Consider the following 11476-nt stretch of genomic DNA (forward strand, 5'->3'; position numbering starts at 1 on the left):
AGGGGCCCTCGAAGCGTCCGGCAGGAATTCTTTCGAGGAATCTCAGACCGGGTGCATCCGAGGAGGCGCCTCGGGCGGAAGTAGTGGTGAAGGCCCTTCTCGACCACCCCCCGACCCCTCGCGGGTCCCATCGTGAAAGAGGAACACCGTGACCACCTCCCGCTTCTCCCGCAGCCTGCTCGCCGGTGCCTGCATCGGAACCCTGGCCGTCGTCGGCATCGCCGCCACGCCCGCCGCCGCCGCCGACGCCGACTCGGCCGACCTCTCGGTCCTGCACGCCGTCCCCGACACCCCGGTCGACGTCTACGTCGACGGCAAGCTGACGCTCGACGACTTCACCCCCGGCTCGCTCGCCGGCCCGCTCGACCTCCCCACCGGCACCTACAAGGTCGCCATCACGGCCTCCACCGCCGCGGACGCCAGCGCCCCCGTGATCGGCCCGATCGACATCAGCCTCGAGGCGGGGAAGAGCTACACCGTCGCGGCGCACCTCAAGCCGGACAACACCCCCACCGCGACCCTCTTCACCAATGACATCTCGAAGACCGCCGCGGGCGAGGGCCGGCTCACGGTCCGCCACATCGCCGCCGCTCCGGCCGTGGACATCCTCGCCGGAGGGTCGCCCGTCCTGACGAACGTGACGAACCCGAACGAGGGCGTGCTGAACCTCGCCCCGGCCACGATCTCGACCGTGGTCGCCGCGACCGGGACCACCGCGCCGGTCATCGGCCCGGCCGACGTGCAGGTCCAGGAGGGCGTGAACACGATCGTCTACGCCTGGGGCAGCCTGGAGAAGGGCAACCTCGCTCTCGCGACGCAGACCATCGATGGACTGCACTCCTCGCCGTCGGGCGTCCCCGCCGGTGAGGCCGGCCTCGCGGCGGACAACCGCCCCGACGCCGCCGCGGGCTGGTGGGGCGGAGCACTGCTCGCCGCCCTCGCCGCTGCCGGCGCTGTGCTGATCGGCCGCCGCACCGCCGCCTCGCGTCGCTGACCCGAGGATCCGACCGCCGGGTCGGCCGTGCTGGAGCGCGGCCGTCCCGGCACCCCCGACCACGACCCAGGAGGACGCCATGAGCCGGAGCCCCTTCCCTCTGCGCGTCCTCGCCGTGGTCGGGCTGATCGTGGCCGGTGCCGGTCTCGCCGGATGCGCGGCGCAGGAGTCCCGGGTGGAGCCCGCTCCCGCCGCCGTCTCCTCGGCGCCCCAGCAGCCGGTGCCGGCCACGGTCCCCTCCTCGCCCGCGGCGACCCTGCCGGAAGCGGTGCCGTCCGTCCCGGTGGCGGATGCTCGGCTCGGCGCGACCCCCGCCCCCACCGCGCTCGCTCCCGAGCGGCTCGTCGTCGACGGGCTCCCCGTCGACATGGCCGTCGAGCCGGTCGGAGTCGCGGACGACGGCACGATGGAGCTCGTGCCCGACACGCAGGTCGCCGGCTGGTACCGCTTCGGCGCCGGCCTCGACGAGCCGGAGGGCACGGTCGTGATCGCCGCGCACGTCGACTCCCTCGCCTACGGCCTCGGGCCGTTCGTCGAGCTGAAGAAGGCGGTCCCGGGCCAGACCGTGACCCTCACCGGCGCGGACGGCGCGGAGCGCGCGTACACCGTCTCGACGGTGGAGACCACGGAGAAGACCACGGTCGACCTCTCGGCCGTGTTCGCCGCCGACGGACCGCCGCGGCTGGTCCTGATCACCTGCGGCGGCGACTTCGACTACGACACCCGCCACTACCTCAGCAACGTGGTGGTCACGGCCGTCCCGGCCGGCTGACCCGCCCGCCCGAGCCTCAGCGACGTACGATGAGCCTCGCAGCGCCGCACGCCCCCGGGCAGCAGCGCTCCCCGCAGCCCTGGAGGGACCCCCTGATCGAGACCATCGAGCCCGCCGACGGCGCCGAGGCCGACAGCGCTCTCGTGGCCCGGCTCGGCCGCCGCTTCGCCGCAGGGGAGGAGGCGGCGCTCGCCGAGGCGTACTCGCGCTGGTCGCCGCTGGTCTTCACGCTGGCGCTGCGCTCGCTGGGCGACCGCGGCGACGCGGAGGACGTGGTGCAGCGCGTCTTCGTCTCGGCCTGGACCTCGCGCTCGGGCTTCGACCCCGGACGGGCGGCTCTCGGAGCCTGGCTGGTCGGGATCTCCCGGAGGAGGATCGCGGACGCGCACGAGGCGCGGGCGCGCGAGCGGAGGCTCACCGAGGCCCTCGTCGCCGTCACGCCGGTCGAGGAGGGGGAGGCCCCCGTCGACCTCGAGGCGCGGATCCTGATCGCCGACGAGCTGGCCCGCCTGGATCCCGTCCCCCGGCGGGTGATCGGCCTCGCCTTCTACGAGGACCTCACCCACACCGAGATCGCCGAGCGCACCGGCCTGCCGCTCGGTACCGTCAAGAGCCACATCCGCCGCAGCCTCGACCGGCTCCGCTCCCGCCTGGAGGTGAGCAGCACATGACCCACCTCGATCCCGACGAGCTCGCCCTGCTCGCCCTCGGCGAGCACTCGAGCGACGCCGAGCAGGCCCACCTGCGCGACTGCCCCGACTGCGCCCGGCAGCTGGTCGAGCTCGGCCACGCCGCGGGCCTGGGCCGTGCGAGCCGTGCTGTCGAGCTGGAGGCGCCGCCCGCGATCGTCTGGGACCGCATCCGCGAGGAGCTCGCCCTCGGCGACCTCGGGCCCGGCGCCCTGCCGTCGTCGGCCGCTGCCGTGCCGCCTCCGCTCGCCCTTCCCCCGGGACGGCACCGTCCCGCCCGCCGCCGCCGGCCCCGCGCTCTGAGCGCCGTGCTGGCCGCTCTCGGCGCGCTCGTCATCGGGGTCGCGGGCGGAGCCTGGTGGCAGGCCTCGCGGAGCGACGACACCGCCGCCGTCGTGGCGCGCGCTGATCTCGCCGCTCTCCCCGACTGGCAGGGAGCGAGCGGAACCGCCGAGCTGGAGGACGCCGACGGCACCCGCCGCCTGCACGTGCACCTCGATGCGCAGAGCGCGGACGACTCGTACCGGGAGGTCTGGCTCCTCGCCGCCGACGCCTCCGGGCTGGTCGGCCTCGGCGTGCTCGACGGGACCGACGGCGTCTTCGCCGTGCCCGACGACGTCGACCTCGCCGAGTACCCGCTCGTGGACGTCTCCCAGGAGCCGTTCGACGACGACCCGGAGCACTCCGGCGACTCGATCGTCCGCGGCCCCCTGCGCGAGGGCTGAGGCCTAGGCCGACCGCTCCGCCAGCACGGCCGTGAGCGCCTGCACCGCGGCGGAGGGGCGCGGCGCCGTGCAGACCGAGAGCTCCCAGACCAGCCCCGGCCAGTCGAGCGCGAGGGCCGTGACGCCCTCCAGCGGCTCGACGCCCGCGCGCGGCACGATCGCCGGACCCAGCCCCGCCTGCACGAAGCGGGGGATCCCCGGCAGATCGGCGACCTCGGTGGCCACCCGGCGCGACGCCCCGGCTTCGCGGAAGGCGAGGTCGACGGCGACCCTGTTGCCGAAGCCGGCGGGCGTGTCCACGAAGGTGAGCCCGTCGAGGTCCTGCGGGGAGGGCGGTCCCGCCGCGGCGAGCGGATGCGCGCTCTCCACCAGCAGGACGTAGTCGCTGCGCACCAGCCGCGTCACCGCCAGGCCCCGCAGCTGCGCCGCGGGCAGTGCCAGCAGAGCGGCGTCGAGCAGGCCGCGGCGCAGGTCCTCGGCGAGACCGGTGGAGCCGGTGGTCGAGGTGCGCAGGAGCAGGTCCACCAGCGGGTGCCGAGTGCGGAAGACGCCGAGCGCGCCGGGCAGGTCGACGAGGTCGAGGGCGGAGAAGGTGCCCACCCGCACCCGCCCGCGGAGCCCCGCCGCGTCGTCGGCCGCGAGCGAGCGCATCCGGTCGAGGCTGTCGATCGCCGATCGGGCCGAGGGCAGGAGCGCCTCGCCGACCGCGGTGAGCGCCACCCGCCGGGTCGAGCGGGCGAACAGCGGCGAGCCGAGCTCCTGCTCGAGCGAGCGGATGCTCGCCGAGAGGGTCGACTGCACGACGAACAGGCGCGCGGCTGCCCGGGTGAAGCTGAGCTCCTCGGCGACGGCGACGAAGGCGGCGAGCTGGCGGTCGTCCATCCGCCCATTATCCAGCAGAGACGATCAATCCATCCGAGATCCTCCGTTGGACACGGATGATGGGGCGGAGCACTGTGGACACCGTGACCACCACCGAGCGCTCCCTCCCGTCCGTCCACCGCCGCGAGCTCCCGCACCGCCACGGCTTCTGGGTGATCGCCGTCGCCTTCCTCACGGTGATGGCGTTCTCGACCGTGCCGACACCGCTCTACGCGATCTACCAGCAGCGCGACGGGTTCCCGGCCTTCGTCGTCACCGTGGTCTTCGCCGCGTACGCGGTCGGAGTCGTGGCGAGCCTCTTCCTCGCCGGGCACGTCAGCGACTGGCTCGGCCGCCGCCGGATCCTGCTCGCGTCGATCCTCGTCGAGGTCCTGGCGGCCGCCGCGTTCCTGCTCTGGCCGGACGTGCCCGGGCTGATCCTCGCCCGCCTGCTGACCGGGCTCGGCGTCGGCGCGCTCACCGCGACGGCCACCGCCCATCTCTCGGAGCTGCGCGCCGTCGCCCGCCCGGAGGAAGGCCCCGGCACCTCCCGCGCCGTCTCCGCCCTCGTGAACATGGGCGGGCTGGCGCTCGGCCCGCTCGTCGGCGGGGTGTTCGCCGTGACGGTGCGCGAGCCCCTGGTCGTCCCGTACGCCGTGTTCCTCGTCCTCCTGGTCGTCCTCGGGATCGGCGTCGCGCTCGTCCCCGAGACGGTCGAGCGGCGCGAGGTCCTCCCGGCCTACCGTCCGCAGCGCCTGGCCGTGCCGGCCGCCTCCCGCGGCGTCTTCCTCTCGGCCGCGGTCGGCGCGTTCGCCGGGTTCGCCGTGTTCGGCCTCTTCACCTCGCTGGCGCCGACCTTCCTCGCCGGGCGCTTCGGCGAGACCTCCCACCTCGAGGCGGGCGCGGTCTCCTTCGGGGTCTTCGCCGCCGGAGCCGTCGCGCAGCTGGTCTCGATCCGGCTGTCCTCGCGGACGGCGCTCCGCCTCGCGGCCGTGGCGCTGACGGCCGGGCTGCTGCTGGTCGCGACCGGCGCCGTGATCGTCTCGGTGTCCGCCTTCATTGTCGGCGGGGTGCTCGCGGGAGCGGGCGTGGGCCTGCTCTTCCGCCTGGCGCTCGGAGTCGCCGGCTCGCTCGCCACCGACGAGACCCGAGGCGAGGTGCTCGCGGCCGTGTTCCTCGCCGCCTACCTCGGCCTCGCGGTGCCGGTCCTGGCGATCGGTGCCGCGCTCGCGCTCCTGCCGGCCGTCCCGGTCCTGCTCGGCTTCGTCGCCGTCGTGCTCGTCCTGGTGCTCGCGGCGATCGCCCGGATGCGGCGCACCGCCTGACGCGAGCGGGGGAGGGGCCGCGCGCTGGACAATGGGGGCATGAAGCTCTTCCCGTTCGGACGCGGCGACGCGAACCCCCTCCCCTCCGACGACCGCGGCTCGGGCAAGCTCGACGACTACGACTACGAGCTGCGCCCGAAGTCGCGGCGCGGCGACACCCTCCTCCGCCTCGCCGACTCCCGGCCGCACCAGGACGAGATCGCGCGGGTGCTCGCCCTCGGCGAAGACGAGGTCACGGCCGTGATCCCGCGCCGCACCGCGGAGGAGGAGCGCGTGGACGCTCCGATGCCGGTCCGCCTGTTCGCGGCCCAGCGCCCCTCGGGGCTCGTCGGCCAGGTGCCGCGCGGTCTCGAGAACGTGGTCGAGGCCGCCCTCGCCCGGCTCTCGGAGGCGGGGAGGTCGCCCCGCGTGCCGGCCCGCATCGTGACGGTGAGGGGCGGGCTGCGCGTCGAGCTGCTGATGCACGAGACGCGGGGCTGACGGGCGGAGGGCCGGCCGGGTCGGCGCGGTCCATGGAGGAACCGCACCGCGGCTGATAGCATGAACCGGTTCCGAATCCGAAAGCGACCGCCGGTCGACCCAGGATTCGAGCCACGGAGCAGGCCGGCAGGAAGCTGGTCCTCGGTGGTGGAGTCCCGGACGGCGGCAGCGTGCGACAGAGCACGGGCCGCCGCGGCACGAGTCGCAGGCGGCACGTCCCGCTCGCGGCACAGGTCGCGACAGCCCGGAGCTCTTCTACTGGTGGCCAGCACGAACGCCCTCCACACGACGGCACGGCGCGAAGCCCTGCCGTGGGATCGTCTCGATTCCTGACCGGACCGCTGCTCCGACGAACGCCGGCGCCCAGAAGGGGCGCCGCTGCAGACGTTAAGGAGACAGACCTCTTGGAAGGTCCTGAAATCACATTCGCCGAAGCCGTTCTCGACAACGGCTCGTACGGCACCCGCACCGTCCGCTTCGAGACCGGCCGCCTCGCGCAGCAGGCTCAGGGCGCCGTCGCCGCCTACCTCGACGAGGACACCATGCTCCTCTCGGCCACGTCGGCCTCGAAGAACCCGAAGGACAACTTCGACTTCTTCCCGCTGACCGTCGACGTCGAGGAGCGCTCCTACGCCGCCGGCAAGATCCCCGGCTCGTTCTTCCGCCGCGAGGGCCGCCCCTCCACCGAGGCGATCCTGGTCTGCCGTCTGATCGACCGGCCGCTGCGCCCCTCGTTCGTCGAGGGCCTGCGCAACGAGGTCCAGATCGTCATCACGGTCCTCAGCATCGCGCCGGACGAGTTCTACGACGCCCTCGCGATCAACGCCGCGAGCGCGTCCACGCAGATCTCCGGCCTGCCGTTCTCCGGCCCGGTCGCCGGCGTCCGCCTGGCGCTCATGTCCGACGGCTCCGGCAACGACCAGTGGGTCGCCTTCCCCAAGGCCTCCCAGCTGGAGAACGCCGTCTTCGACCTCACCGTCGCGGGCCGCGTCGTCACCAACGAGGACGGCTCCTCGGACGTCGCCATCATGATGGTCGAGGCCGAGGCCACGGAGTCCTCCTGGAACCTCATCAAGGCGGGTGCGACCAAGCCCAGCGAGGACGTCGTCGCCGAGGGCCTCGAGGCCGCCAAGCCCTTCCTCCGCGCACTCGTCGAGGCGCAGGCGAAGCTCGCCGCCGAGACCGCGAAGCCGGTCAAGGACTACCCGGTGTTCCTGCCCTACGCGCAGGAGACCTACGACAACGTCGCCGAGCTCAGCTACGACGAGCTCGTCCGCGTGTACCAGATCGCCGACAAGGTCGAGCGGCAGGACGCCGACGACGCCCTCAAGGCGCGCGTCAAGGAGCAGATCGCCGAGCGCATCGCCTCGGGCCAGCTCTCGGCCGAGGCCTACAACCAGGTCGGAGCGGCGTACAAGTCCGTCACGAAGGTGGTCGTCCGCGGCCGCATCCTCCGCGACGGCGTGCGCATCGACGGACGCGGCCTGGCCGACATCCGCCCGCTCGACGCCGAGGTGCAGGTCATCCCGCGCGTCCACGGCTCGGCCATCTTCCAGCGCGGCGAGACCCAGATCCTGGGCGTCACCACGCTGAACATGCTCAAGATGGAGCAGCAGATCGACTCGCTGTCGCCCGTCACCAAGAAGCGGTACCTGCACCACTACAACTTCCCGCCCTACTCGACCGGTGAGACCGGCCGCGTCGGATCGCCGAAGCGTCGCGAGATCGGGCACGGCTTCCTCGCCGAGCGCGCCCTCGTGCCGGTGCTGCCGAGCCGCGAGGAGTTCCCCTACGCGATCCGCCAGGTCTCCGAGGCGCTGAGCTCCAACGGCTCGACCTCGATGGGCTCGGTCTGCGCGTCGACCCTGTCGCTCCTCAACGCCGGAGTGCCGCTGCGCGCCCCGGTCGCGGGCATCGCGATGGGCCTCGTGTCCGACGTCGTCGACGGCCAGACCCGCTACGCGGCGCTGACCGACATCCTGGGCGCCGAGGACGCGCTCGGCGACATGGACTTCAAGGTCGCCGGAACCGCCGAGTTCGTCACGGCCATCCAGCTCGACACGAAGCTCGACGGCATCCCGTCGTCGGTGCTCGACGCCGCGCTCAAGCAGGCCAAGGACGCCCGCACCACGATCCTCGCGGTGCTCACGGCGGCCATCGACCAGCCCGACGAGATGGCCCCGACCGCGCCCCGCGTGATCTCGGTGCAGATCCCCGTCGACAAGATCGGCGAGCTGATCGGCCCCAAGGGAAAGACGATCAACGCGATCCAGGACGAGACCGGCGCCGACATCTCCATCGAGGAGGACGGCACCGTCTACATCGGAGCCGTCGACGGCCCGTCGGCCGAGGCCGCGCGTGCGCAGGTCAACGCCATCGCGAACCCGACCAACCCCGAGGTCGGCGAGCAGTTCCTCGGAACCGTCGTCAAGCTCGCGACGTTCGGCGCGTTCGTCTCGCTCCTCCCCGGCAAGGACGGACTGCTGCACATCAGCGAGGTCCGCAAGCTCGCCGGCGGCAAGCGCGTCGAGAACGTCGAGGACGTCCTCGGAGTCGGTCAGAAGCTGCTCGTCCAGATCACCAAGATCGACGACCGCGGCAAGCTGTCCCTCGCGCCCGTCGTGGCCGAGGAGGCCGAGGCAGAGGCTCCCGCCGAGAGCTGATCCCTCCTGCACGACCGTGACGCCCGTCCCACTCCGGTGGGGCGGGCGTCCGTCGTCGGCGGGGGCATGGGGTACGGTGGCGGGACCGCGCCGCACCGCCCCGACCGGAGGACTCCGTGACCGACCCGACGCCCCTGGCCACCGAGCCGGAGACGCCCCTCCTCTCACGCACCCTGGGTCGGACCGGCCTCCCCGTGCATCCGCTCGCCCTCGACGGCTCCGTCTTCGGCTGGGCCGCCGGGATCGACGACACCACCGAGGTGCTCGACGCGTTCGGCCGTCTCGGCGGCACCCTGATCTCGACCGCGGACCACTACGCGACCGGTCGGAGCGAGTACATGATCGGCCGCTGGCTCGAGCAGAGCGGGCTGCGCGAGCGGATGCTGGTCGCGACGAAGGTCGGCCGGCACCCGGACGCGCCGGGCCTCGCCCCGGAGGACGTCCGCATCGCGATCGAGGGGAGCCTCGAGCGGCTCGGCACCCGGATCGACCTGCTCTCGTTCGACAGCGAGGACCCCGGGATCCCCATCGCCGACAGCCTGGCGGCGGTCGCGCCGTTCCTGGCGGACGGCTCGGTCGGCGCCCTGGGCGCCGCGCACTTCAGCGGAGCCGCGATCACGGCGCTGCACGAGACGGCGACCGCGTTCGCGCTGCCGTCGCTCTCGGCCGTCGTGTCGGAGTACAGCCTGATGGAGCGCCGGACCTACGAGACCGACGTCGCCCCCGAGGTGGTGCGGCTCGAGCTCGGCACCCTCGCGCGGCTGCCCCTGGCGAGCGGCTACCTCACCGGCGCCCTGCGCAGCCGCACGGACGAGCCGGAGTCGGCCCTGTTCGAGGCGGGCCTGGACTACGTCGGCCGCCACGGCTCCCGCGTGCTCGCGGCCCTCGACGAGATCGCCGGGGCCCACGGCACGGAGCCCGGCGTGGTCGCGCTCGCCTGGGTGCTCTCGCACCAGGAGGTCTCGGCGGCGATCGTCCGGGCGCGGAACGCCGCGGAGCTCGAGTCGCTGTTCGCGGCGGCCGCGCTCCCGCTGACCCGCAGCGACGTCGCTCAACTGGACCGCGTCTCCGCCTGAGGCCCTCGCCCGCTGGTCCACCGCCGTCGGGCGCCGCGCCCCGCGCCGTGCTCGGAGCGGGGCGCGGCGAGGTTCAGCGGCGCAGGATGCGCGCCTCCCACGGGCCGAGCGTCGACCCGGTCGCACCGGCGACGTTGCCGAGGACCGTCTCGGCAGCCGCCCACTCCTCGAGCAGCGGCACCTCGAGCGGCTCACCGGACACGTTCCCGACGACGAGCAGCTCGCCCGGTCCGGTGCGTGTGAAGGCGAAGAGCGCGGGGTGCTCGGGCTCCAGCAGCGCGAAGCGGCCCAGCTGCACCGTCTCGTCGGCGTGCCGCAGCGCGATCAGCGCCCGGTAGTACTCGAAGACCGACCGCTCGGCGGCCCGATCGGCGGCGACGTTCACCTCGGCGGCGTTGGGGTTGACCGCGATCCACGGCTCGCCGGTCGTGAAGCCGGCCTGGAGGCTGTCGTCCCACTGCACCGGCGTGCGGGCGTTGTCGCGGCTCTGCGCGCGCAGCCCGGCGAGCACGGTCGCCGGGCCCTCGCCGCGCTCGCCGACGGCCTCGGCCCAGTAGTTCAGGGACTCGACGTCGCGGAAGTCCTCGATGCCGGCGAACGGGACGTTCGTCATCCCGATCTCGTCGCCCTGGTAGATGTACGGCGTGCCGCGCTGGAGGTGGAGGAGCGTCGCCCAGAGGGTCGCGGACTCGTAGCGGTGCGCGCCGTCGTCCCCGAAGCGCGAGACGAGACGCGGCTGGTCGTGGTTGCCGAGGTACAGGCTGTTCCAGCCGCGCTCGGCCAGGCCGTCCTGCCAGCGCGCGAGGTTGGCCTTCAAGGCGACCAGGTCCAGCGGCACCGGGTGGAACTTGTCGACTCCGTGGTCGATGCCGACGTGCTCGAACTGGAAGACCATGTCGAGCTCACGCCGCTCGGGATCGGTCACGAGCACCGCCTCCTCGAGGGTGACCCCGGGCATCTCGCCGACGGTGAGGAAGGAGCCCTCGCGGTGCGCGAACACGGCCTCGTGCATCTCGCGGAGGTACTCGTGGAGCCGCGGACCCACCCCTCCGACGATGCCCGCGCCGCCCTGCTCGCCGTCGACGGCTCCGACGTCCTTCGAGACGAGGTTGATCACGTCCATCCGGAAGCCGTCCACTCCGCGGTCGAGCCAGCGGTTCATCATCGCGTGCACCGCGTGCCGCACCTCGGGGTTCTCCCAGTTGAGGTCCGGCTGCTGCACCGCGAAGAGGTGGAGGAAGTACTCGTCCGTCGCCGGGTCGAGCGTCCAGGCCGGGCCGGAGAAGTAGGAGCGCCAGCCGTTCGGCTCGGCGACGTCGAGGCCGGCGCCGGCGGCCGCCTCGAGCTCGCGGCCGGGCTCGGCCGAGCGGCGCCCGCGGCGCCACCAGTACCAGTCGCGCTTCGGGTCCTCCTGCGAGGAGCGGGACTCGACGAACCAGGCGTGCTCGTCGCTCGTGTGGTTGACCACGAGGTCCATCACGATGCGGATGCCGCGCTCGTGGGCCTCCGCGAGGAGCAGGTCGAACTCCTCCAGCGTGCCGAACCGCGGGTCGATGTCCTCGTAGTCCGAGATGTCGTAGCCGTTGTCGTGCTGCGGCGACGGGTAGACCGGCGAGAGCCAGATCACGTCGACCCCCAGGTCGGCGAGGTGGTCGAGCTTCGAGCGGATGCCGCCCAGGTCGCCGATGCCGTCGCCGTTCGAGTCCGCGAACGAGCGCGGGTAGATCTGGTAGACGACGGCGCTCGTCCACCAGGGCGCTGACGTCTCCCGCTCGGGGGAGTCGGAGGTCGGGGCGGCGACGAGGCCGAGATCGCCCTCCGAGCCGGGCCGCTCGAGCAGGTTCCAGCGGACCTCCGCGCCGGCGAGGCGGGGCAGCCCGTGGGCGGCCAG

At 73.4% G+C, this 11476-nt stretch carries 10 protein-coding genes; 8 read left to right on the top strand and 2 right to left on the bottom strand.

The window, feature by feature from the left end; translation table 11 throughout:
• The first annotated feature begins 148 nt into the window (after window positions 1–148).
• From C5C99_RS04915 to C5C99_RS04930, 4 genes are all read left to right on the top strand, one after another.
• Window positions 149–994, top strand: a complete 846-nt coding sequence (locus C5C99_RS04915) for a DUF4397 domain-containing protein (protein WP_104224813.1) — start codon at window positions 149–151, stop codon at window positions 992–994.
• Between the two features lie 79 nt (window positions 995–1073).
• A complete protein-coding gene (locus tag C5C99_RS04920; protein ID WP_104260617.1) occupies window positions 1074–1766 on the top strand; it encodes a class F sortase in 693 nt (230 codons plus the stop codon).
• Window positions 1767–1795: 29 nt separating this feature from the next.
• Window positions 1796–2437: an RNA polymerase sigma factor gene (locus tag C5C99_RS04925; RefSeq protein WP_104338246.1), complete on the top strand. Its 642-nt coding sequence runs from the start codon at window positions 1796–1798 to the stop codon at window positions 2435–2437.
• Window positions 2434–3180: an anti-sigma factor gene (locus C5C99_RS04930; RefSeq protein ID WP_104239041.1), complete on the top strand. Its 747-nt coding sequence runs from the start codon at window positions 2434–2436 to the stop codon at window positions 3178–3180. Before C5C99_RS04925 ends, C5C99_RS04930 begins: the two co-directional genes overlap by 4 nt.
• Before the next feature lie 3 nt (window positions 3181–3183).
• Here the strand turns inward: C5C99_RS04930 and C5C99_RS04935 are convergent, their stop codons facing one another.
• Window positions 3184–4062 carry a LysR family transcriptional regulator gene (locus C5C99_RS04935; protein ID WP_104226290.1) on the bottom strand — a complete coding sequence of 293 codons (879 nt, stop codon included), beginning with the start codon at window positions 4060–4062 and terminating at the stop codon, window positions 3184–3186.
• 83 nt (window positions 4063–4145) lie between these two features.
• On the opposite strand from C5C99_RS04935, the gene C5C99_RS04940 reads away from it, so the two are divergent.
• The 4 genes from C5C99_RS04940 to C5C99_RS04955 all read left to right on the top strand — a co-directional run bounded on the left by C5C99_RS04940 (window position 4146) and on the right by C5C99_RS04955 (window position 9585).
• On the top strand, window positions 4146–5366 hold the full coding sequence (locus tag C5C99_RS04940) for an MFS transporter (protein WP_258063632.1): 1221 nt from the start codon (window positions 4146–4148) through the stop codon (window positions 5364–5366).
• A gap of 39 nt (window positions 5367–5405) precedes the next feature.
• Window positions 5406–5846, top strand: coding sequence for a hypothetical protein (locus C5C99_RS04945; RefSeq protein WP_104226292.1), 441 nt, complete (start codon window positions 5406–5408; stop codon window positions 5844–5846).
• A gap of 404 nt (window positions 5847–6250) precedes the next feature.
• Window positions 6251–8509, top strand: coding sequence for a polyribonucleotide nucleotidyltransferase (locus C5C99_RS04950; RefSeq protein WP_104226293.1), 2259 nt, complete (start codon window positions 6251–6253; stop codon window positions 8507–8509).
• A 116-nt stretch (window positions 8510–8625) separates the two neighbouring features.
• A complete protein-coding gene (locus C5C99_RS04955) occupies window positions 8626–9585 on the top strand; it encodes an aldo/keto reductase (RefSeq protein WP_104260622.1) in 960 nt (319 codons plus the stop codon).
• 73 nt (window positions 9586–9658) lie between these two features.
• Here C5C99_RS04955 and C5C99_RS04960 read toward each other — a convergent pair whose 3' ends face one another.
• A complete protein-coding gene (locus C5C99_RS04960) occupies window positions 9659–11311 on the bottom strand; it encodes an alpha-glucosidase (protein ID WP_258063633.1) in 1653 nt (550 codons plus the stop codon).
• Window positions 11312–11476 lie beyond the last annotated feature (165 nt).

Origin of the sequence: Rathayibacter sp. AY1C4, assembly GCF_002932195.1 — a bacterium.
GTDB lineage: Bacteria > Actinomycetota > Actinomycetes > Actinomycetales > Microbacteriaceae > Rathayibacter.

Bases quoted from the DNA above. Each gene is read 5' to 3' on its own strand.
- C5C99_RS04930 (WP_104239041.1), top strand. From the start codon at position 2,434: ATGACCCACCTCGATCCCGACGAGCTCGCCCTGCTCGCCCTCGGCGAG.
- C5C99_RS04935 (WP_104226290.1), bottom strand. From the start codon at position 4,062: ATGGACGACCGCCAGCTCGCCGCCTTCGTCGCCGTCGCCGAGGAGCTC.
- C5C99_RS04925 (WP_104338246.1), top strand. From the start codon at position 1,796: ATGAGCCTCGCAGCGCCGCACGCCCCCGGGCAGCAGCGCTCCCCGCAG.
- C5C99_RS04920 (WP_104260617.1), top strand. From the start codon at position 1,074: ATGAGCCGGAGCCCCTTCCCTCTGCGCGTCCTCGCCGTGGTCGGGCTG.
- C5C99_RS04945 (WP_104226292.1), top strand. From the start codon at position 5,406: ATGAAGCTCTTCCCGTTCGGACGCGGCGACGCGAACCCCCTCCCCTCC.